The organism is Paenibacillus thalictri, assembly GCF_004307995.1.
GTDB classification, from domain to species: domain Bacteria; phylum Bacillota; class Bacilli; order Paenibacillales; family NBRC-103111; genus Paenibacillus_AF; species Paenibacillus_AF thalictri.
On sequence record NZ_SIRE01000013.1, the window covers coordinates 229,673 to 252,105 of the forward strand.

Genomic DNA, 22,433 nt, shown 5'->3' on the forward strand with positions numbered 1-22,433 from the left:
ATGGAATTATACGGCCCTGCAGGAGTGTTGCAGGGCCGAAACGCTTAAGGGAGAGAGCCAAGACGATGAGCCAAGTGTTCAGAAGCAAATATTCGTATATGCTGCTGCTGCCTGCCGGAATCATTTATTTCGTTTTATATTTGCTCCCGACGATCATGTCGCTGTTTTTCAGCATGACGAGGTGGACGCTGACGAAATGGGACTATATCGGCTTCGAAAATTACCAGATGTTTTTTTCGGAGACGTCTTTAAATATCGGTTTCCGCAACACGCTGATTTACGCGGTGGTCACCTGCGGACTTAAGGTTGTATTAGGCCTGGTGCTGGGCACGATTCTGACCTCCCGTGTATTGTTCAAAAACTACCTCCGCTCGGTTATCTTTTTCCCGACGCTGCTCAGCACGATTGCGGTTGGCGTCACTTTCAACAGCATGATGCATCCAACGCAAGGGGTGATCAACCATGCGCTTGCGCTGCTCGGCATCGAGGGACCGGATTGGCTCGGCAATACGAAAATTGCCTTGCTGTCCGTAGCTTTTGTTGATGTATGGAAGGGCGTCGGCATTGCAACGGTCATTTATATCGCCGGCATCTTGTCGATTCCGCAGCATTATTACGAAGCGCTGAAAATCGACGGCGGCAACTCGTTGGACGGATTTTGGCATCTCACCTTGCCGCTCAGCCGGCCGGCGATGAACTCGGTGATCATCCTCGCTTTTATCGGCGGTTTGCGCAGCTTCGATCTCATTTGGACGATGACCAAGGGAGGGCCGGGGTTTACGACAGACTTGATCGCATCGATTATTTATAAGCAATATCAGGCCGGTTTTTACGGGCTCGCTACGGCGGGCAACGTCATTTTGTTTATCGGCGTATCGGTGTTGGCTTTCCCGCTGTATAAGTTTCTGAACAGAAGGGAGGTCGACTTATGAGCAGGCGCTGGAGTTATTACGGATACGGTCTGATCGCCCTGTTGTTGTCTACGGTCATCTTTTGGGTGCCCTTTTATTTCGTCATTATCAATTCGTTCAAAAATACGACCGAATCGGCCGATTTCAGCATGGCTTGGCCGAAGGTGTTTCAATTGGCCGCCAACTACAAGGAAGTGCTGATGACAAACGACTATATGCTGGTGCGCGCCTTTTACAACAGCACGGTGCTGACCGTTTTCTCGATTGCTGTTCTGGTGCTCGTCTGCTCGATGGCCGGCTTTGTACTGCAGCGGAGAGAAGGAGGGAAAGCTTCCTCGACGATCAATTTTCTCGTATTGACGGGACTGATGATCCCTCCGGCGATCGTGCCTACAATCTGGGTGTTAAACGGACTCGGACTGTTTAAAACGATGATCGGGCTAATCTTGATCGAGGTGGCGCTACATTTTCCGTTTGCCGCTATTTTGTACAAGGCGTTTACGGCGACGATTCCGCGCGAGCTGGACGAAAGTGCGTTTATCGACGGATGCGGGGGGATACGGTTGTTTTTTAACATCGTATTCCCGCTGCTGAAGCCGGTGACGTCAACGATCGTTGTGCTGACGGCGGTCGGCGTATTTAACGATTTCGTCAATCCGCTGTATTTCTTGCCGGGATCGGACAACGCCACGGTGCAACTGACGTTGTACAATTTTACAAGCTTGTACCGGACCGCATGGAACCTGCTGTTTGCGGACATTGTGCTGATTTCGCTGCCGCCGCTTATTCTTTTCATTTTCTTCAACAAAAAGATCGTTGCGGGCATGACCGCAGGGGCAGTGAAAGGCTAATGACAGTAAAAAGGTAACGCTTGACATTTCCCTTTCTATCCTGTATAAAGATGGATAAACCTAACATTGATGAACGGGAAAGTAATTTGCAGCCGCCAGTTGCAGCGAGCCGGGTTGGTGTAAGCCGGTACGGAGGTTATGAACGAAACGGGCCCGGGAAATGGTTTGCCGAAAGCCGTATGGGCTGGGTAGGCAAATCCGGTCGCAAGACCGTTACGAATTGAGAGGTCAAGCATGCGCAGGCGGCTTGGCATTTTAGAGTGGTACCGCGGGAACTTCAGGCTCTCGTCTCTTTTATTAGAGACGGGGGCTTTTTTGATTATAGCGAAAAGGGAGGAAGTTGCCTGATGTTACTTAGTGAAATGATTATATCGGCGCTTGACGCCAGTTTAAACGAGTTATTGGAGAAGTTCGGCCAAACCCGTCCCGAGCAGCTTCGCATCGAGATTCTGCATCCTGCAAGCGAACAACACGGAGATTACAGCAGCAATGTGGCCATGCAGCTGGCCCGGACGCTGAAGAAGCCGCCTGTTGCGATAGCGGACGAGCTGATTCAAGTTTTGCAGCGCTGCGAGGACATTGCCCGATTGTTCGTCAAAGTCGAAGCGGCCCCGCCCGGCTTCATCAATCTGTACGTCAATTGGCATGCATGGGCGGAATGGCGGGGCAAGGCGGCCGACAAGACAGCACACAAGGCATCAGGCAAGGTTAGAGCCGACAGGAGCAAAGCACTGATCGAGCACACTTCCATCAACCCCAACAAGTCGGCTCACATCGGCCATCTGCGTAATTCATGCATAGGGGACACGCTGGCGAGAATGATGAAGCGGGCCGGATATGAAGTGGAGGTCCACAACTACATCGATGACTTGGGCAATCAATTGGCGGATACGGTGGTTGGCATGCGTCATGTGGAAGCGAAGGGAGCATACACCCGCTTTGGCGATTTTTGCTGGGAAATTTACGCCAAGGTGAACCGTGCCTATAAACTGGATCCTGAGCTGGCAGAACAGCGTACCGAGGTGCTGCATGCGTTGGAAGAGGGGAGCGGCAATACCGCATGGCTGGGGCTGCTAACGGCGGAGCGGATCGTACGCGAGCATCTGGAGGAAATGCGGCAGTTCGGCATCGGATACGATGTGCTTGTATGGGAGAGCAGCATCGTCAGAGAAGGCTTCTGGACTCGCGCTTTCGAGCTGCTGCGGCAAACCGCCGTCTTTCAGCGCGAGACGGAAGGGAAACTTGCAGGATGCTGGGTGCTGAAGCAGCCTAACGAAACCGGTGCGTCGCCGGACAACGACACGTTTCATGCCGATAAGGTGCTGGTCCGCTCCAACGGTATATTAACGTATACGGCCAAAGATATCGCTTATCATTTGTGGAAGTTCGGCCTGTTGGGACAGGATTTTCAATATAAAAAGTTTGCCGAAGGCGTATGGTCGACGGTACCTGCCGGGGTTCCGCGGAAAATCGGAGGTGCGGATACGGTTGTCAATGTGATCGACCATAGACAGGAATATCCGCAGCTGATGGTGAAGCAAGCGCTGCAGGCGCTTGGCTTCGACGGTCAGGCCGAGCGGCTCAGGCATGTGAGTTACGGCGTTGTGTCGCTGAGTCCGGAAACCGCCGCGGGATTGGGTGTCGACGTATCGGATGGAAGATCGTCTTATCCGATGTCGGGCAGACAAGGCATCGGCGTGAAAATCGCCGATTTTCTCGACCGGATGGAACAGGTCATTGACGATAAGCGGTCGCGCAAAGCGGGATTGTCGAGCCGCTCCATCGCTGCCGCGGCTATCAGATACTACTTGCTGCGGTTCCATCTTCAGACGGAAGTTGTGTTTGATTTGGAGCAGGCAACCGAGGTGTCCGGCAATACCGGCATTTATTTGATGTATTCCTACGCGCGCGCCTGCAGCATTTTGGACAAAGCGGCCAAAAACGGACATGCGGTTCAAGAGGGAGACGGAAATGAGAAGTGGAGCGGGATTACGCAATGGGAACCCCAGGAAACGAGCTTGCTGCGGCATATCGCTTATTGGCCGGAGACGCTGCAAGGGGCGATCGAAGAGCTGGCCCCAAATACGTTGTGTACTTACGCTCATGAACTGACAACGCTGTTTAATCATTTTTACGCAACATGCCCTATTCTGAAAGCGGAGGGGAGCCGGCTTGCGTTTCGCTTATGGCTGACCGCCCGGTATATGGAGACCCTTCAGGAGGCGCTGCAGCTGCTGGGATTGCCTGCGCCTAAGCGTATGTAACCACTCGTTTACGACAAAATCTTCGGCGATTTCACCATGTCAACACAGGTTTTTGTCGAATGAATGGTAAATATAACTTGTTATCAGCTATAATAATAGCAGGGCTATAAAATTCGACAACGACATAAGTAAAAGGACAACTCAATATGGAGAAAAAAACAAGATATGTGGCAGGGGTATCCCTTGGGGTCATGGCTGCGGGATTTGCCGTAACTTTGCCGTTTGGCGGCAGCGGGGCCGCATTGTATTTGCAGGGCGCGTTTGAAGCGGGGCTTGTCGGAGGGCTTGCCGACTGGTTTGCCGTGACGGCGTTGTTCCGGCATCCGCTTGGTATCCCGATTCCGCATACGTCGCTGCTCGTGAAGAACCGCGACAAACTGACCAAGGCGCTTGTCACCGCGGTCGAAACGGAGCTGCTGAACGCAGGAAGCATTGCCGAGAAGCTGAAAAGCGTCAATATATCGGAGCGGCTGCTGCAATGGAGCGAGCGGCAGTTGGATACGGAAGAAGCCGGCCGGATGGCCACGGCCGTCTGCAGTTATATCGTGGAGCATCTGCCTTATGAGCAAATCATCGCATTGCTGAAGAAAGAAGCCCATGAATTGGCCGATTCAATCGATTTTGCCGCGTTGTTCGTACGTGCCAAAGACGAGGTTTTGAACCGCGAGTGGGACAAGATGCTGCTTGATTATTTGCTGGAAAAAGCGGACGGCTGGATCGTAAGGACGGAAACGCGGGACATGCTGGGCGCTCTTGCGCTGAAGGCGCTTGGCAATATCCAGCTGGGCGGTTTCATGGGATTTGCGATGGGCGCGTTTTCCGGCTTTATGACCGAAGACAAGCTGGGAGGCATCATCCAGAGCTTGCTGCTGACGAGCACCCATGATTTGCGGCGGGATTCAAGCTCCGGCCGGAAAAGCATTATCGCGGAAATTCACCGCTTGCTGGAGGAAGCGCCTGACAACCCGAAGTTCGCCGAAGGGGTGCAAAGCTTGAAGCACATGCTCGCGGATTATGCCGAAAACAGCGGCACAATCGATAAGCTGGTCATGAAGCTGAAGTTGCGTGCGGCCGATTTTGTGCAGCAGCCCGATTTTGCCCCTGCGTATGCGCTGCCGTTTCTGAAGCGGCTTGTGGGCAGCTTCCGCTCCAACGCGGCTGCGGTGGAGCAAACGGAACAATGGATTCAAACCAAGCTGCTTCAAGTGATCGCCGACAATCATAACAAAATCGGCGGGCTGGTCAAGGAAAACGTGGACAAGCTGGACAATCGCACGCTGATCTCGATGCTGGAGGACAAGGTCGGCAAAGACCTGCAGTGGATCAGAGTGAACGGCGCGTTGTGCGGGTTTATTATCGGATTGCTGCTAACCGTCATTAAATCGGCGGTAAGTTAAATAAGATGACGAGGAAACTGAATCGGACGATTCAGTTTTTTTGTTGTGTATATTAACGTTACCATTTGATTACTAGACTACTAGATTACCTTAGCGGGAGTGAAACCGGAGTGAAAAAAAGCAGATTCATTGAGCCCATATGGGGGTCAAGCAAGCGCTTAATAACCCAAATAAAAGCTTTACATGTAATAAAATGTAATTATGAGTCGAAAATTTTAAAAAAATATCACAAAATGTACACAATTGATAGAAACTTCATTTTCAAGAATGCCCAATTGGGTGTAAAATAATGTTGGAGCAACATGATCGCCCTGCCGAAGTTCACTAAATGTTCAAACTGCCAGCTGTGAATGGGAAGACAAAACGAAAGTTCCACGCAGCGAGAATAACGTATCGCTGCTTATGTGAAAAATGGTACAAGTGATTTGTTTTTGCCCTGGCGTTTAGTGTTTGACAGGAACCGAGCTGTATGTGGCACACTGACATGAATTTCAACGTAAAGGAGGACATTTCCAACATGACACCAGCATCTGCTACTCAAGAGGTATCAACAGCGCAATCCGCCGACCTCGCCACCGCACAATCCTCTGTGGATGTGCTCGACCAACTTATGCAACCAGAGGTTCAACAATCCTTGACCGTTTTGGTGGAAAACTTGCCGAAACTGGCCGAGATGGTGACCGTATTGACCAAAGCGTACGACTTTGCTCAAAGCGTTGCCACGGATAAAGTACTTATCGACGATTTAAAAGGTGGCCTTGAAGAATTCGTCAAACCGGTGCAAGAAAAAGCCAAAGGCATCGCGGCCGCCGCGATCGAAGCTAATGAGCGCGCTGCAGCCGACTCCACATCAGTCGGGTTGTTTGGCCTGCTCAAAATGCTGAAGGACCCGCAAGTGCAAAAGACGCTTCGTTTTGCCCAAGCTTTTTTGAATGTACTTGCCGAAAAGCAAAAATAATAAAAGCAACCAAGGTTAAGCATAAGAAGAACGGGGGATGAATATGTCTAAGCAAATTTTGATATTAGGCGGAGGATACGGAGGTTTGCTGAGCGCGTTGACGGCACGTAAATATTTTTCGATCGCCGACGCTGCGATTACTGTTGTGAACCGTTTTCCGACCCACCAAATTATTACCGAGCTGCATCGGCTGGCTGCCGGCAGCATCGCCGAGAAAGCCGTTTCGCTGCCGCTGGACAAGCTGCTGCGCGACAAAGGCGTAAATCTGGTGATTGATACGGTAGAACAAATCAAGCCGGACGAGAAAAAAGTGGTGCTGCAAAGCGGCGTAACGTACAGCTATGACGCGCTGGTGGTAGCGCTTGGCAGTGAAACTGCGTTTTTTGGCATTCCGGGGCTTCAGGAATACAGCTTTATTCTCAAATCGGTTAACGATGCCAACCGCATCCGCGCACATGTGGAAGCATGTCTGGACGCATATAAAGTCAGCAAAAACAAAGCGGACGCCACAATTGTTGTCGGCGGCGGCGGGTTGACAGGCATTGAGCTTGTCGGCGAGTTTGCAGACAAGCTGCCTGAGCTGTGCCGCAGCAAAGGCATCGATTTCAATGATATTTCGCTGTATTGCGTAGAAGCGGCTCCTTCCGTGCTGATGGGTTTCCCGCAAGAACTTATCGACCGTGCTGTAAGCAGCTTGTCGAAACGCGGTGTGGAGTTTATTACAAACGTGGCGATTACGGAAATGACCAAAACGGCTGTTACATTAAAAGACGGCCGCACGATCGAAACCAATACGCTCGTATGGACAGGCGGCGTGCAAGGCAACTCCGTTGTCGCAAACTGCGGCATCGAAGTGAACCGCGGCCGTGCTTCCGTAACGGAGACGCTGCAATCGACTTCGCATCCTGACGTATTCCTCGCCGGCGACAGCGCGGTGGTCATTCCAAGCGAAGGCGCGCGTCCTTACCCGCCAACTGCACAATTGGCTTGGCAAATGGGCGAAACGGTTGGACACAACATGTTCGCATACTTTAACAATGCGCCTATGGACAGCTTTACGCCGGTATTTTCCGGTACGCTGGGCAGCCTGGGCCGCAAAGACGCGATCGGCATGATCGGCGGCAAGCAAACTCAACTGAAGGGCGCTCCGGCGACCTTTATGAAAGAGGCAAGCAACGTTCGTTATTTGTCGCACATTCAAGGTTTGTTCGCTTTGGCCTATTAATATTATTGCATGTAATCGGAAAAGGAGCTGTGCCGCCGGATGGCGGTGCAGCTCCTTTTTGGCTTAAGCCGTCAAGATGAAGCTAGTGCGGTTCTAATTGGTTTGGAGGAGGATCGTTTTCCGATTAGCTCAACACCGGAGGGCGCCGAGCCCGGGAAGCTTGCTCGAATGCATAAGCGAACCGCAGCAAGGCAGGTTCGCTGTAAGCCGATGCGGTAAACGCGGCCCCGAAGGGAAGCCCGTCTTGGCGGAACCCGGCGGGGACGATGATTGCAGGATAGCCGGCTACGGCGGGTGAGTCGGTCACACCCGGGCAGAAGATCGCGTCCAGCTTGTGCTCCGCAAGCAGACGGTCAATCCCTTCCTCTCGTGACGCACGCCAATCGCGAAGCCTGTCTTGAATGTATTTGGATTCCGTCAATGTTCCGGATGTTTCGTATTCCGCTTGCAGCAGCAGCGTTTGCCCGTATTTTAGCGTTTTCTCGTGATGCTGCTGGTTAAACGTGATGATATCGCGTAATGTCTTCACATGGGCTTGAGGACCCAGAGAAGCTAAGCTGCGGTTTAAAGCGGACTTGAATTCGTAAAGCAGCACACTGGAATGATCGGCGATATGGGGCAGGTTGGCGTTATCGACGATGTCCGCTCCGGCTTCGCTTAAAGTCCGGACCGCTTGCTCGAAGAGAGCCTGCTCTTCTTCGTTAAAATCTTGCATGTATCCGCGGTTGATGCCGATTCGAGCGCCTCGCAGTCCGGCCGGGTCCAGAGAGACCGTGTAGTCGGCAGGCACGCGATTTTCGCTGAGCAGCGTAGCGGGATCCTCCGGGTCGGCGCCGGCCATTACGCCAAGCAGAATTGCCGCATCTTCAACGGTGCGGGCAAGGGGACCGGCCGTATCCTGCGTATACGATATCGGCACGATGCCGGAGCGGCTGACCAGTCCGACCGTTGGCTTAATGCCAACTAAGCTATTGCGGTGAGCGGGATTCAGGATGGATCCCGACGTTTCCGTACCGACTGCAGCGGCGCACAGATTGGCCGCCGCTGCGACCGCGGAACCGGAGCTGGAGCCACCGGGAGGGAATTTTCCGGGGCCGTACGGATTCAATACTTGACCGCCCCTTGAGCTGAATCCGTTAGGCATCCCGCGGGTCATGAAATTGGCTAATTCGGTCATATTGGTTTTCCCTAATAGGACCGCCCCGGCTTTCCTTAGCAGGGTAACCAGGAATGCATCGTTTGCGGCGTAGGTATCCGCGAGCGCCAACGCCCCGGCGCTAGTATGCATATTGTCCGCCGTATGGATGTTGTCTTTGAGCAGAACCGGCACCCCGTGCAGCGGCCCTCTTTTATGCCCAATGCTTCGTTCCATGTCGCATCGCTCAGCGATATATAAAGCGTCCGGATTTAGCTCAAGCACGGCATTTAAGGCAACTCCAGCCTTGTCGTAATCGGCGATCCTTTCCATGTACATCAGCGTCAACTGCCGGGAAGTTAACCCGCCGCTTTCAAATGCGGCTTGTATGTCTCTGATTGTTGCTTCTTCAATGTGAAAATGCATAAGCACCATTCCTAACGGGTTTTATTGTTTTAACGTAACCGCGCCGCTTGTGGAATTCAAGGGGACGTTTGGAGATAACGATTTTTTCCCGCCGGCGGCTAAGCGAAAAAACGCCAAACCCGCAAAAATGCGGATTCGGCGTTTCGGGTTGTTACCTTATAACGGAGTCGATAAATTTTTCTAAAGCGGTGACGTCCGTGATGTTGGCATTGCACTCGTGACCGTTCATACACAAATAGTTGCCTACGGATTTGTAATAATCGGCCGAAGCTTTGGGCGGTTTTTTGGATACCGCCGAGAATAACACAAGCTCTTCGTATCTGTTGCAGACAAAACAATAGCTTTTTTTATGGGTAGGCGTAAATCTGCCTTCGACACCGAAAAATTGGCCGTTTATAGGATACACCATAAACAGCTTATTTGTCGAAATATCGGTCCAGCCGATATAAGTGACATACCGCCGGTCTAGCAAGTCCAGATCGGGCAGTTTCAGCTTTTTGTTTTTGGGGAAAAGTTTCTGGATCTGCTTTTCCGTAATCTGCGGGAATTCCAGCAAATACGGTTCCAGCGCCTTCAAATACTTCTGAAAATCTTCCGCCGCGGTCAAAGAGGACAAGCCGGCAAGCAGACGTTTCTGCTCGTCATTGGCGTTCGGGAACAGCTCCTCCAGCTTTGTTGCCGCACTGTATCTGACCGATTCCAACACTTTCGGATCGGCATTTGTTCTTATCGCGTGCTGAATCAATTCAGCTTGTTTTTTGATGAAGTTATATTCATGGTTTCTAATAAATGGTGTATGCATGCTGCTCAGCTCCTTATTGTAAATAGATCAAATAATAAGGTGCAAAGCCCAATATTAGAAACGATATGTTTTCATTCGGGCGATGTTATAGCTGACCATAGCGCCCATGCAAAGTATCGCCTCTAGTACAGGCTTTGCATGAACTTGTGCCAATCAGGCAATCTCTTATTGCCATCGATACCACTTCCTTCGCGTAGCGATATTCCGATTATATAATAAAGCGCAGTCCGATCACAATGGCGGACGCCAGCTTAATTATGGTTCCCCAGCTTGAAAATGCCTAGGAAGACACAGGGGATTGAGCGGCAAGGAGCGTTATTATATAATGAAAACCAGTATATGACTGTTTGTAATCGAGGTGCGGAGCATGGAGCCCCAGTCTTTCATGACAAAACATGAACAAATTATTCAATATATCGAAGCACTTGAGATAGGCACCCGTATTTCCGTACGAAAATTGTCCCAATCGCTGGAGGTCAGCGAAGGAACGGCTTACCGCGCAATTAAAGAAGCCGAAAATAAAGGGATGGTCAGCACCAAGGAAAGATTGGGCACGGTCCGGGTTGAAAACAAGCAGCGGCAGGGCATCGACAAGCTGACGTTTGAAGAAATTGTGCGTATTGTCGACGGCAAAGTGCTGGGGGGAGCCGGCGGCCTGGAGCAGACGTTGAACAAATTTGTGATCGGCGCGATGCAGCTGGAGGCGATGATCCGTTACATCGAGCCGGGCGACCTGCTGATCGTGGGCAACCGCGAGAAGGTGCACCATAGCGCTTTGGAGGTTGGCGCTGGCGTGCTGGTCACGGGCGGTTTCGACACGGCGGAGGAAGTTAAAGTGCTTGCCGATGAGCTGAAGCAGCCGATCATCAGTACCAGCTACGATACATTTACGGTCGCTACACTTATCAACCGGGCGATTTATGACAGGCTGATCAAAAAACAGATCATTCTCGTCGGCGATATTGCCCAGAAAGAAGTTGTGGCGCTGCATGAATCCGACACGGTCGAGCAGCTGAAACGAAAAATCGAAAACACCAACCACACCCGTTTCCCGGTGGTGGACGACGCCAATCGGCCGATCGGCATGATAACGACAAAAGATTTGGTCGGAGCGGCGCCGAATGAGCGGGTGGACAAGCTTATGACAAGCGACGTCATGACCGTTACCGCGCAGACGACGATTGCGACAGCCGGCCATATGATGGTGTGGGAAGGCATCGAGCTGCTGCCGGTGATCAATAAGGAACGCGAGCTGCAAGGCGTCATCAGCCGTAAAGACGTGCTGAAAGCGATGCAGAACATCAAGATGCAGCCGCAAAACGGGGAGACGCTCGAAGACCAAATCTGGTCGGGATTCGAGGCGCTGCGGGACGAGCAGGGACGGCTTTACTTCAGCGGGGTCATTACTCCGCAAATGAGCAATCATTTCGGCAACCTCTCGGAAGGGCTGCTGGCCGATCTGGTCAGCCAAGTCGTATACCGCACCGTCAAAGAGCTGCGTAAAGGCGATCTGCTGATCGACAGCTCGTCGGCGTATTATTTTTCGCCCATTGAGATGGACAGCATTGTGACGCTTGTGCCCAACGTGATCGAAGCGACCCGGCGTTTTTGCAAAATCGAAGTCGAAGTTTTTTCGGGCGGAACTTGTGTCGCCAAATCGATGTATACGGCCCGTTTTTTTAACCAAATGTAATCGTAACCTTGCGAGCGAGAGAAGATTATCGGACCATCCGGTAATCTTTTTTGTATATAAAGGTAAAAATGACGGTTAAAGCGGATTTACAGATGACGAATGACGGAGTATCATGGAAACTATAATAGTATTTTTGGTTTCCGAGCGCAAACGAATTTTTTCATACTCTGGAGGGCCCCGATGGAAGATGCTAACCGACTGCGTATCGTACGGGCAGCACATGATTTATTTAATACCCGCGGCTACAAGAATACGACCGTAAATGATCTGGCCGACCGGCTCGGGATGAGCAAAAAGACGATTTATCAATATTTTAACGGCAAGGAAGAGATTGCCGCCGCTGTTGTCGACAACGCGTTTTTTCAAATTAGCGATACGATTGAAAGCGTCGAATCGCAGCAGGCGGATCCGCTTTATTTGCTGCAAATGGCGCTGACGCAGATCAGGGATCACATCGTTCGTCTGGGGCCTTTTTTCATCGAGGATTTGGATAAATATTTACCGGATCTATGGAGCCGGATCGAGCTGTACAGAGCGGAGAAAATCCGTTTTGTCGAGCGGCTGATCCGGCGAGCTCAGGAGGATGGTCTGATCACAAACGTTGATCCGCGTATCGTGATGGTTATTTTTCTGGAAACCGTTCAGGCTTTGGTCAAACCGGAAGCTTTGAGAAAACACGGCTTGCCGCTGGCGGATTTGCTGGACACGCTGATTGTTATTTTTTGTTCGGGACTGCAGGAAACAAAGAAAGGATGATGGAACAATGGAAACGTACATCATGTTTTTCAGCGAAATCGGCAAGGATGATTTGCCTGCGGTGGGGGGGAAAGGCGCTAACCTCGGAGAGATGAGCAAAGGAGGTTTGCCCGTCCCTCCCGGATTTTGCATTACGACGTCCGCATATCGCGAGTTTGGTGATACAAGCCCGGAAATGGCCGGATTTTTTCGTGAGCTGGATACTGTAAGTCCCGATCGGCTTGATGAGGTGCGCCGGCTGGGACAACGCATTCGCGAGCATCTGGAGTCGATTGCGATGCCGGAGCACATCGAAGACGCCATACTGAAGGCGTGGCGGCACAATGGCGAAGACAAGGCGTATGCCGTTCGTTCCAGCGCCACAGCGGAAGATTTACCGACGGCTTCTTTCGCCGGACAACAAGAAACGTATTTGAATGTGCGCGGCGAAGAGCAGCTGCTGCTCGCCGTGCAGCGGTGCTGGGCGTCGCTGTTCACGGAAAGGGCAATCGTATACCGCGCCAAAAACGGCTTCGATCATCGCAGTGTGTTCCTGTCCGTTGTGGTGCAGGAAATGGTGTTCCCGGAAGTGTCGGGCATTATGTTTACGGCCGACCCGATTACAGGCCGCCGGCAAACGGTGTCCATCGACGCCAGCTTTGGACTCGGCGAAGCGCTGGTTTCCGGACTTGTGTCCGCCGATCTGTACCAAGTGCGGGCGAATACCATCATCCAGAAAAAAGTAGCGGTCAAAAAGCTGGCGATTTATTCATTGCCGGAAGGCGGGACGGTGACCAGGGAGCTGTCTGCGGAGCAGCAGTTAGCGCAAGCTTTGAGCGATGAAGAGATCGTCAGGCTCGCTGCGTTGGGACGCGATATCGAGCATTATTACGGTTCGGAGCAGGATATTGAATGGTGCTTGAGCGGCGGAAATTTCTATATCGTGCAAAGCCGTCCCATCACATCGCTGTATCCGGTGCCTCAAGCCGCCGACGATCAGCTTCACGTATTCATATCGCTCGGGCATCAGCAGATGATGACCGATGCCATGACGCCGCTGGCGATATCGTTATGGCGGACGATGTTCCCTTTTGGCAAGCAAACAGGCGCCGTTACGGAATCGGCAGCGCTTGTGGGGGCCGGAGGAAGAATGTTCGCCGATCCGACCCAGCTTTTGCTGATGGGACCGGGGCGCCGTATATTGCCGTCTGTGATCGGAGGGATCGACGAGCGGATGAGCAGCGGGCTTAAGCAGCTGCTGGAACGTAGCGAGTTTAACCGTCGGCCGCTGCCAGGCGTGCGCTCCAAAACGGCGCAAATCGTGATCCCGCTGCTTGGCAAGGTTGCGGGAAATGTGCTGTATCGGGACGTGGCCGGGGTAGCGGAGCAAATGGGCCGTGTTGCCGATAATCTAATAGATCGGGCCAAGGAAGAGGTAGAACGGGCCTCCGGAGCGGAGAAGGTCAGTGCGGTTCAACGCAATGTCAGCGCAGTCATTCCGGAATTGTTTAAACATATGCTGCCTATTCCGTTATCCGGCATCGTATCGCTTAAGCTCTTGGAGCGTCTTACCCGGCGCTGGCTTGGCGAAACTTCATGGATCGCACAGTTGAACAAATCGCTGCCGCATAACGCAACAAGCGAAATGGGGCTGATGATCGGCGATTTGGCCGATGAAGCGAGGAAACAGCCGGCTGTTGTGCATTATTTGCAGACTGCGGATGATGAGCATTTTTTAGACGGATTGGCCAACATAAGAGGAGGGGACCGCTTCTACCGGGAAATTCAGCGATTCCTTGAGTTGTACGGCATGCGTTGTCCGGGAGAAATCGATATCGGCAACAAGCGTTGGCGGGAAGCGCCTACTCTGCTTGTGCCTTCCCTGATCAGCCATATCCGTTCCGTATCTCCGGGAGAACACCGCGAGAAATTCGCGCAGGGCAAACGGGAAGCGGAGCAAGCGGCGGAAGAGCTGCTGGCGAAGGTGGAACGTACACCCGGCGGTTATGTAAAAAAACGGATACTCGCGCGCCTCATCACCGTCTTTCGCAGCGTAATGGGCATTCGCGAGTATCCGAAGTATACGTTTATCCGGCTGTTTGACATTTACAAACAAGCGATCATGGCAGAGGGAGCGGCGCTTCAGCGCGCAAATGTGATCGACGACCCTCAAGACGTGTTGTTTCTGAAGCTTGACGAGCTGGCCGCGCTGCTTGATCACCGCTTTCCCGGCGATGTGCGCGAGCTGATCGCCGCCCGGCGGAAAACGTTCGAGCTGGACAAGAAACGAAATCCGCCCCGTCTGGTGACAAGCGAAGGCGAAAACGTAACAGGTCAGCACCGGAACGTGCAGGCCCCCGAGGGAGCGCTTACAGGAACACCGGTCTCGGCAGGAAGCATCGAAGGTATAGCGCGAGTGGTGCTGAGACCTGAGGAAGCGCAGCTAAGTTCCGACGAAATCATGATCGCGCCTTTCACCGATCCCGGCTGGACTCCGCTGTTTTATGCGGCCAAAGGTTTGGTGATGGAAGTCGGCGGCATGATGACGCATGGGGCTGTCGTGGCCCGCGAGTATGGCATTCCCGCCGTGGTCGGGATCGACCGGGCAACGGAAATCATCAAGACCGGCGACCGGATCCGGGTCGACGGCACGCAGGGCTACGTGCTGATTCTCTCCCGCGGTTAATTGTCTCCCGCATTGTCCATGCTTTGCAAATTATTTTTCATTTTGACAAGCAAGGTATGCAAGGTTTGCAATTCTTCGTCATTCAGCGCATGCAGCGAATTTTGATAAAACGTCTGAACCATCGGCTCGACCGGGTCCAGTATTTGTCTGCCCTTCTCGGTCACATACACGTTGACTTCCCTGCGATCCTTCGTGCTTCGTTCGGAGCGGACGATGCCCTCCAGCTCCAGGCCGCGGATGATAGTGGAAATGCTGCTGGGCGAATAGTTGAGGCTTGTTATCAGCTCGTTCATCGTGATTGTCTCTTGCTGGTGTTCGATCAGATGACGCAGCACGATAATCTGCGGCAGCGTCAGATCGAATTGCTGCAGCATCGCCCGGGCGTTTTTTTTGTAAATATGAAAAATATGTTTAATCTCGTTGTATATGCTGCGGGTCATCTCCTGGTTCAATTGGTGGCTCGCTCCTTTCGCGCCCATTTCATACATCGTTGCGGAAGCCGTTGAATACAATATAAACGACATCGTTAATCCAGGTGTCCTGGTCGGGCGCTCCAAATATATTGTTTTTTCTTATAAAAATATTTGCGGTTCCAATCAATGTCCCGAATAACGTTTTGTACATCGTTTCCGGGTTGATGGCGACCAAGGTGCCGGCAGTGATGCCTTGTTTGATGACATCCAGCACCGGCTCCATCAGCTGTTCCATCTCGCGCTGCAGCTCGGCCGGATTGGATACCGGAATCGGGTCTGTCGATTGCAGCAGGAATAAAAACATAATGAAAATCATCGGCTCCTGAACCCAGCTTCTTAGCTTCGCGCGGACATAATTCATCAGCCGGGCTTCCGGGGCTTCCTCCGTCTGCAGCGTTTCCCGGATGATGTTCATCGAGCGTTGAAAGGCTTCTCTCAGCAGTTCCTCGAAAAGCTCAAGCTTATTATTGTAATAATGGTAGACGGTGCCGCGGCCAAGTCCGGCCTTCTCGGCAATATCGCCCATTTCCATCCGCAAGCCTTTCTCCAAAAACACTTCCGCCGCAGTATGCCGGATCTGAGAAATGCGCCGGTCCCGGATCGCCTGATTCTGCTCCTTCGTACGAGGAGACATACATTTCACCCCAGTTAACAAAATCGATAGATTCGAAATTAATGCGATTCCAAATAAGTTGCTTCGGGTATGGTAATCAGCGGTTTGCCTTCTTTGTAATACAGAGAAGGCGACAGCAGAATGAAGTAAATGTGAACCTGATGAAATCCGTATTTGCTGAGCAAACTATGCATTGCGGACGCAACGGCATCGTGTTTGTCTTGACTGCGCGGAAACATGGATATTTCCAGAGTCGGCGGTACATTGGCGATATTTTCGGCATGATCCAGCGATAATTTGACGATTTGTTCGGGAATGTGAATCATATGTGCAAACTCTGCAATAATTTCGGATGCTACTGATTTTAAAAATGGTTGTGTAAACCCTTGAAACCGTAAAAATGGCATTGTTGTTTCCTTCTTTAACGTTGTTTTAGACATTTTGACATGTCGATATATTATTGATTATAGTATATTTAACCTGTTTACCGCTAGTGGAAACATATTATGAAACCCGGAGTGTGCCTCATGATTGTAATAAAAAGCAAGTCCGAAATCGAAAAGATGCGGGAAGCGGGGCATATTTTGGCCTCCTGTCATAAAGAATTGGCCGCTTTCATTAAACCAGGCATTACAACGCTGGATATCGACCGGTTCGTCGAGAAGTTTCTGGCTGAACATCATGCAACGCCGGAGCAGAAGGGTTATAACGGGTTTCCTTTTGCGACCTGCACTTCGATAAACGACGTCATCTGTCACGGTTTTCCCTCGGATTATGTTTTGAAGGACGGGGATATCCTCACGGTCGATATGGTCGTCCGGCTGGGGGACTGGCTTGCGGATTCGGCCTGGTCTTACGCGATAGGCAACATTTCGGCGAAAGCGCAGAAGCTGCTGAAGGTGACTGAGGAATCGCTTTACAGAGGAATCGCCCAAGCGGTGGTCGGCAACCGGATCGGCGATATTTCGCATGCCATCCAATCGTACGCCGAAGCGGAAGGATTTTCGGTGGTGAAAGAGTTTGTGGGCCACGGAATCGGCCAGGACATGCACGAAGAGCCGCAGGTGCCGCATTACGGCCTGCCCGGTAAAGGTGTCCGCTTGAAGGAAGGCATGGTCATCACGATCGAACCGATGCTGAATGTCGGAGGCTGGCAGAGCAAGCTCGACAGCGACGGATGGACAGCCAGAACGAAGGACGGCAGCTTGTCCGCTCAGTATGAACATACGCTGGCGATCACAAGCGAAGGACCGCTGATTTTAACCCAGCTTCGCTCATAATTGAAGCTTCGTTTGCGGCAAAAAGGACGAATCGCCCCCTAATAAAAGGAATTTTCGTTTTCATAGCGAATTTATAGCTGACTCCTTCATGTACGGGGGCAGCTTATTTTTTGTTGGCCGGTCAGCCGGCCGCGGGAGCAGGGGGCGAATGCATCGTGGAAACTTTAACGGTTTTGGGAGCAGGGCTAATGGGACATTCCATTGCGCTGACGGCAGCATGGTCAGGCCTGGAGGTTACTTTGCAAGGCGTTGATGAAGCCGATTTGGAACGGGCGGGAAAAGGCATTCGGCAGAAACTGGACATGCTGCAGGAAAACGGATTGGTCGGCGAAGAGGAAGCGGGAAATGTGCTGCTGCGGATCCATACGGCAATCGGCGTGGAAGAGGCGGTTCAAGGCGCATCGTTTGTCATTGAGGCGATTCCCGAGCAGTTGGAATTAAAAATCGAATTTTTTCGCATGCTGGACCGGCTTTGCGGACCGGATGTTATACTTGCCAGCAACACGTCGGGCCTGAGCCCAACTGCCATAGCATCGCAAATGCAGCATCCGCAGCGGATGGTCGTCACCCATTTCTGGAATCCGGCTCATCTGATTCCGCTTGTCGAGGTAGTGCGCGGCGAGCACACCGGCGATCAAGCCGTGGGGCGTGCGCTTGAATTTTTGAGAATGATGAAGAAGCGGCCGATTGAAGTCAAAAAAGATATTCTCGGATCCGTTGGCAACCGCATTCAATATGCGATCTTGCGCGAGGCTCAGTACATCCTGGAGCAGGGCGTTGCCAGTATGGAAGATATCGATGCGGCAGTAACGTACAGCTTGGGCCGGAGACTGCCGGTTACAGGTCCGTTTATGACCGCGGATATGGGCGGACTGGATGTGTTTCATTCGATCTCCTCTTATTTGTTCCCGGATTTGAGCAAAGCGGACGTTTCGTTTGCGCAAATGAGGGAACTGGTTGAGCATGGACGGCTGGGCGCCAAAAGCGGCAGCGGTTTCTATGCATGGGATGAGCGGACTTTAGCGGAGATGAACCGCCTCCGGGAACGGGAGCTGATTCATTTTTTGAAAAGAGATAGGGAAGAACATCGGGAGTAAAACGAATATCAGCCGGACTGCAAGCTGGGCTGTCTCCGTCGCTGGTCGGGGATCAGTGCCAACCTCAGGTCAGATTTATATTGAGACAAAAGCTGGTATCCTCTTAATTAGCCAAACCAAATGCTTAACGCAAGTTATCCATAGCCAATAAGGGGACCTACTCATGATCGATATGAAGCCGCTTGTGTTCGAAAAATTTTTGTTTCTTTCCAAATTTCTGCACTCTCCCGGGGAGGTAGGCAGCGTCACGCCCAGCTCCGTGTTTTTGGCCAAAAAAATAACCGGCTCCGTTCCATGGGACGAAGTGAATCATATCGCCGAGCTTGGCGCCGGTACGGGGGCCATTACCCAGCACATTCAGTCTGCGGTAAAAAAGCATGCTAACGTGCTGTTGTTCGAAAAAGATCAGAAGATGAGAACGGATTTAACGGGCAAATTTCCGGATTTCCTTTTGTTTTCCGATTGCCGGATGCTGCGGCTTGCGATGCGGGAAGCGCAGATTGAACAGCTGGACTGTGTGATCAGCGGGCTGCCGTTTTTCAATTTTCCGCAGCGGCTGCGCGATCAGATTCTGGAGCAGATTGTGGCGTCGCTGAAGCCCGGAGGGCTGTTTGTCGCATTCCAATATTCACAGCAGATGAAATCGCAGCTTGCCGAATATTTTGAAATCGAGGAAATTAAATTTGTGCTCATGAACTTTCCGCCCGCGTTCGTCTATGTGTGCCGGAAGAAAAAGTAAGCGGGGGGTTTGAGGCGTTGAATGTTACAACGTTGGTTGCTTTAATTGAGCACTACGGCTACGCAGCACTGTTTTTTTCCTTATGGCTTGGGATCGTCGGCATGCCGATACCGGACGAAGCAATCGTCATGACGGGCGGCGCCGTGATCGGGCTGGGGATATTAAAGCCGCTGCCGACCTTTGTGCTTGTTTATTTAGGCGTTATTTCCGGACTGTCGTTAGGTTACGTATTGGGGCGTTTTGTAGGCACCCCGATACTGGAGAAGATCCGGCGGAAGAAAAATGTCGACCGTTATATTGCCTATTCCGAACAGCTGCTGCAGAAATACGGCAATTTTGCCGTGTGCATCAGTTATATGCTGCCGGTTGTCAGGCACATTGTTCCTTATCTCGTCGGAATTAACAAAATGAGTTACAAACGTTACGCGTTGTTGTCTTATTCGAGCGGACTGGTCTGGACGCTGATTTTCTTGACGCTGGGACGAGTTTTCGGCAATCAGGTACAAGCCGTAGGCGATATCATTCATCATTACGGCATGCCGATCGCTATGGCGCTGATCGTGCTGACAGCCGGTTTCGTGATCATCAAATATCGGATGACCGTCCAAAGATCCGATAAAAACAACCGCGCTTAAGAGGTCGGTCTTCCCTTGCCGCGTCCTCCTCGGCCGTCCCTGTGCCGCATATTGCGCACAACTGGATAAATGCCGTTACGGCAAGTGTCCCCTGCGAATAAATTGGAGATGATCCGATTGAACAGGAGGGGACTCGGGATGTCGTTACAAAAAAACTCCGGTTGTCGCCGCCGTCCGGCATGCCGCTGCGGCTGCAGCCGCAAAAGGCGGATCCGCTGCCGGAACCGCCGCCGCCATAAGCCGCATCGCCGGCCGCAATACAGCAAAAGGCCTGTTCGCCGCGTCAAACCATGCGGCTGCAAACAGCGGCAGCAAACCAAATTCGTCGAAGCGGAAAAATTGGATATTACTACCGGAAACGATTGGAGCTCATTTCTTCTCGTAAATTCCTCTCTGCTGTCCATGTATTCGTATGCGATCGTCAATCGCGGCGCTAATCCGGCCGAAGTTATGGTGGAGATCAGCCCGAACGGCAAAGATTTCATGATGGATTCCAAGATGGACGTCCCTGCCGCTTCCATGCAAACGATAACCCCTCTGCGGTATTTGAAATATACCCGTTTCAGCGTCAAGTCCGGGGAAGCCGGCCGGCCGACCTCGCTTGATCTTTATTTTCAAGGCCAGACGGCAGGCTAAACGAGAAATAGAAACGGAACCGCCGCTTCCGAACCGCTCAAGACGCCGTACAGGCCGATGCGGGGTTCGATGCGTTGAGGGTATTGTTCCTGCAGCTCGGCAAACCGGAGCTTGCTTTCCTCAGCGTCGCCAAGTGAGCAGAGAAGCTGGGCGGCATAAAGCCGGTCTCCGAAGCCGGCGGAACTTTCGGCCAAATGCTGCACAATCAGTCTGCGGACCGGTTCCGGCGAGCGGTAAACGGCGGGTCTCCATGACTTGGGGAACAGCGGCCGCGCGGATTGTTCCGCAGCCAAGCCGCCCAAATGCTGCCAAATCAACTGGAAGCCCGACCAGGAACCCACCATAAGCATCGCATACGCCGATTGTTCCAGCAGCGGTTTTAAAGCGGGGGGCACGGCTTTTCCTTCCAGCAGCGCATCGGCAAGCTCGGCCAGACCAGGTTCTTTGTCCCGAAAAACATATAGCAAGTTGAGATGAATGTGCGGCGGCATACCGCCATTTTGCAAAGCCCATAAATAAACGATCAGATGCCTTTCGGGTCTGATCCCGATGAGTTCCTCCATCTGGCGCATGGCCGTTGCCGGGTCGCCAGCTTGAGCGGTAAGAACGGCGCGGTAAAATGAATCGTCTTTGTCCCCGGCAGCTTCTTGCTCGCGTGTTTTGTCATTAGCGGCAAATAACTCGATGGCTTGCCGGCCCAATCCCCACTTCATCGCATACGGCCACAAATAAGAACGGCCCGGTTTGCCGGCATCGCGCAGTGCCGTATCCAGCAAAGCGGCTGCTTCGCCGAGCGGATAAACGTGCAGCGCCATATCCAGATAATAAGGCAGCGCTTGCTCGCGGTAAGCGCCGTCCCGCAAGCATTGTTCCCAGTTCTCGGCGGCCGCGCGCCAATTGCCGAGCTGCATGTGGACAAGTCCCAGCCAATAATGCATTCGCTCCCGCTGCCTTTCATCGGAGAAGCCGGCTATTTCTTTCAAGCGGGTTAACCGGTGATGAGCTTCTTCCGGCCGTCCTTCCTCCAGCAGCAAGACGCCGTGAAGTTCTTGCAGATCGGCATGGAACGGGTCGCGGACAAGCCCGGTTTCCACTGCCTGCAGCGCAGCTTGATATTCGCCGTTACGATACCGCGCGTAAGCGAGCTTATACGCCAGATCGGACGCATACCCGGCGGCAGGCGGAACAAGCGGCAGAAGGGGAGCGAATGTTTCCGCCGCTTCCGTGTAGCTCTCCTCCATAAACGACTCGACGCCGCTTGCATACCGGTAATAAAGCGTATCGCTTTCTTCGCGCAAAGCCCGCTCCAGCAGCAATTTGTTGCGTTGGGCTTTCTTTTTGGCGATCGCGTCCTCCCTTACATATCCGTAATGCGATACGACGAGCCCGCAGCGTTTGATTGTCATCTGCGGGCAGCTTTCGATGAGCGACTTGCCGATGTCCTCATGTATGCGTCCGCGGTAAGCGACGCCGGGAAGGTTGCGGAATAACCGGCAGACGATATCGGTTTCGTAGTCGTCCGCCGCCTCGGAGCGATGATGCCGAATGGATGCATAATAACCCGAGGCGGTCTCGTCGGCAAGCAAGTTTTTTACATCATCGGGATCAGCCGGATGAAGCCGCTCGTCGGCGTCAAGCACCAATATCCAGTCTCCTCCGGCCTGCTCAAGTGCATAGTTGCGCGCCTCCGCGAAATGTTCGTTCCATACCATCCGGTACAACCGCGCTCCGTATTGCTCGGCGATCTCGGCGGTCCGATCCTGTGAGCCTGTATCCACAATGACGATTTCATCGACATAAGGCTGCGCCGCGGCGAGGCATGGTCCCAGGTGCCGCTCTTCGTTGCGGACGATCATACACAGCGTTATACCAGGCAT

The 22,433-nt window shown here is 52.5% G+C and carries 20 protein-coding genes and 1 other annotated feature; of the genes, 14 read left to right on the plus strand and 6 right to left on the minus strand.

Annotated elements, in window-relative coordinates:
• The first annotated feature begins 65 nt into the window (after positions 1-65).
• The 6 genes from EYB31_RS19610 (at position 66) to EYB31_RS19635 (ending at position 7,606) form a co-directional block, all read left to right on the plus strand.
• Positions 66-932, plus strand: coding sequence for a carbohydrate ABC transporter permease (locus EYB31_RS19610; protein WP_131015099.1), 867 nt, complete (start codon positions 66-68; stop codon positions 930-932).
• The gene (locus EYB31_RS19615) at positions 929-1,762 is read left to right on the plus strand and encodes a carbohydrate ABC transporter permease (protein WP_131015100.1); all 834 of its coding nucleotides are present in this window, start codon (positions 929-931) and stop codon (positions 1,760-1,762) included. The genes EYB31_RS19610 and EYB31_RS19615 overlap by 4 nt, the downstream gene beginning before the upstream one ends.
• A 60-nt stretch (positions 1,763-1,822) precedes the next feature.
• Positions 1,823-2,058: a binding site (T-box leader), on the plus strand.
• Positions 2,059-2,109: 51 nt separating this feature from the next.
• The gene (locus tag EYB31_RS19620) at positions 2,110-4,026 is read left to right on the plus strand and encodes an arginine--tRNA ligase (RefSeq protein ID WP_131015101.1); all 1,917 of its coding nucleotides are present in this window, start codon (positions 2,110-2,112) and stop codon (positions 4,024-4,026) included.
• A gap of 146 nt (positions 4,027-4,172) precedes the next feature.
• Entirely contained in the window at positions 4,173-5,423 is a 1,251-nt protein-coding gene (locus tag EYB31_RS19625) for a DUF445 domain-containing protein (protein WP_131015102.1), read from the plus strand.
• A 517-nt stretch (positions 5,424-5,940) separates the two neighbouring features.
• Positions 5,941-6,381 (plus strand): helical membrane plugin domain-containing protein, encoded by a 441-nt coding sequence (locus EYB31_RS19630; protein WP_131015141.1) that lies wholly within the window; start codon positions 5,941-5,943, stop codon positions 6,379-6,381.
• 43 nt (positions 6,382-6,424) lie between these two features.
• Entirely contained in the window at positions 6,425-7,606 is a 1,182-nt protein-coding gene (locus EYB31_RS19635; protein WP_131015103.1) for an NAD(P)/FAD-dependent oxidoreductase, read from the plus strand.
• A gap of 124 nt (positions 7,607-7,730) precedes the next feature.
• Here the strand turns inward: EYB31_RS19635 and EYB31_RS19640 are convergent, their stop codons facing one another.
• Complete coding sequence (locus EYB31_RS19640) at positions 7,731-9,167, minus strand: amidase family protein (RefSeq protein ID WP_170318252.1); 1,437 nt, start codon at positions 9,165-9,167, stop codon at positions 7,731-7,733.
• 151 nt (positions 9,168-9,318) lie between these two features.
• On the minus strand, positions 9,319-9,969 hold the full coding sequence (locus tag EYB31_RS19645; RefSeq protein WP_131015105.1) for a FusB/FusC family EF-G-binding protein: 651 nt from the start codon (positions 9,967-9,969) through the stop codon (positions 9,319-9,321).
• Between the two features lie 385 nt (positions 9,970-10,354).
• On the opposite strand from EYB31_RS19645, the gene EYB31_RS19650 reads away from it, so the two are divergent.
• From EYB31_RS19650 to EYB31_RS19660, 3 genes are all read left to right on the plus strand, one after another.
• The gene (locus EYB31_RS19650; protein ID WP_240762606.1) at positions 10,355-11,662 is read left to right on the plus strand and encodes a DRTGG domain-containing protein; all 1,308 of its coding nucleotides are present in this window, start codon (positions 10,355-10,357) and stop codon (positions 11,660-11,662) included.
• Positions 11,663-11,842: 180 nt separating this feature from the next.
• The gene (locus tag EYB31_RS19655) at positions 11,843-12,418 is read left to right on the plus strand and encodes a TetR/AcrR family transcriptional regulator (protein WP_165452497.1); all 576 of its coding nucleotides are present in this window, start codon (positions 11,843-11,845) and stop codon (positions 12,416-12,418) included.
• 7 nt (positions 12,419-12,425) lie between these two features.
• The gene (locus EYB31_RS19660) at positions 12,426-15,083 is read left to right on the plus strand and encodes a phosphoenolpyruvate synthase (protein ID WP_131015108.1); all 2,658 of its coding nucleotides are present in this window, start codon (positions 12,426-12,428) and stop codon (positions 15,081-15,083) included.
• On the opposite strand, the gene EYB31_RS19665 is transcribed toward EYB31_RS19660, so the two are convergent.
• The 3 genes from EYB31_RS19665 to EYB31_RS19675 are packed head-to-tail and all read right to left on the minus strand — an operon-like array spanning position 15,080 to position 16,609.
• Complete coding sequence (locus EYB31_RS19665) at positions 15,080-15,607, minus strand: MarR family winged helix-turn-helix transcriptional regulator (RefSeq protein WP_131015109.1); 528 nt, start codon at positions 15,605-15,607, stop codon at positions 15,080-15,082. The two genes, EYB31_RS19660 and EYB31_RS19665, sit on opposite strands and share 4 nt — an antisense overlap.
• Positions 15,564-16,190: a TetR/AcrR family transcriptional regulator gene (locus tag EYB31_RS19670; RefSeq protein ID WP_131015110.1), complete on the minus strand. Its 627-nt coding sequence runs from the start codon at positions 16,188-16,190 to the stop codon at positions 15,564-15,566. The genes EYB31_RS19665 and EYB31_RS19670 overlap by 44 nt, the downstream gene beginning before the upstream one ends.
• A 38-nt stretch (positions 16,191-16,228) precedes the next feature.
• A complete protein-coding gene (locus EYB31_RS19675) occupies positions 16,229-16,609 on the minus strand; it encodes a DUF1904 family protein (protein ID WP_338119957.1) in 381 nt (126 codons plus the stop codon).
• Positions 16,610-16,696: 87 nt separating this feature from the next.
• On the opposite strand from EYB31_RS19675, the gene map reads away from it, so the two are divergent.
• From map to EYB31_RS19700, 5 genes are all read left to right on the plus strand, one after another.
• Positions 16,697-17,449, plus strand: a complete 753-nt coding sequence (gene map, locus EYB31_RS19680) for a type I methionyl aminopeptidase (protein WP_131015112.1) — start codon at positions 16,697-16,699, stop codon at positions 17,447-17,449.
• Between the two features lie 155 nt (positions 17,450-17,604).
• Positions 17,605-18,546, plus strand: a complete 942-nt coding sequence (locus EYB31_RS19685) for a 3-hydroxyacyl-CoA dehydrogenase family protein (RefSeq protein ID WP_131015113.1) — start codon at positions 17,605-17,607, stop codon at positions 18,544-18,546.
• A gap of 163 nt (positions 18,547-18,709) precedes the next feature.
• Entirely contained in the window at positions 18,710-19,285 is a 576-nt protein-coding gene (locus EYB31_RS19690) for a class I SAM-dependent methyltransferase (RefSeq protein ID WP_131015114.1), read from the plus strand.
• Between the two features lie 17 nt (positions 19,286-19,302).
• The gene (locus tag EYB31_RS19695) at positions 19,303-19,920 is read left to right on the plus strand and encodes a DedA family protein (RefSeq protein WP_131015115.1); all 618 of its coding nucleotides are present in this window, start codon (positions 19,303-19,305) and stop codon (positions 19,918-19,920) included.
• A gap of 138 nt (positions 19,921-20,058) precedes the next feature.
• Complete coding sequence (locus EYB31_RS19700; RefSeq protein ID WP_131015116.1) at positions 20,059-20,556, plus strand: DUF6385 domain-containing protein; 498 nt, start codon at positions 20,059-20,061, stop codon at positions 20,554-20,556.
• Here the strand turns inward: EYB31_RS19700 and EYB31_RS19705 are convergent.
• Complete coding sequence (locus EYB31_RS19705) at positions 20,553-22,433, minus strand: tetratricopeptide repeat-containing glycosyltransferase family 2 protein (RefSeq protein ID WP_131015117.1); 1,881 nt, start codon at positions 22,431-22,433, stop codon at positions 20,553-20,555. The genes EYB31_RS19700 and EYB31_RS19705 overlap by 4 nt on opposite strands.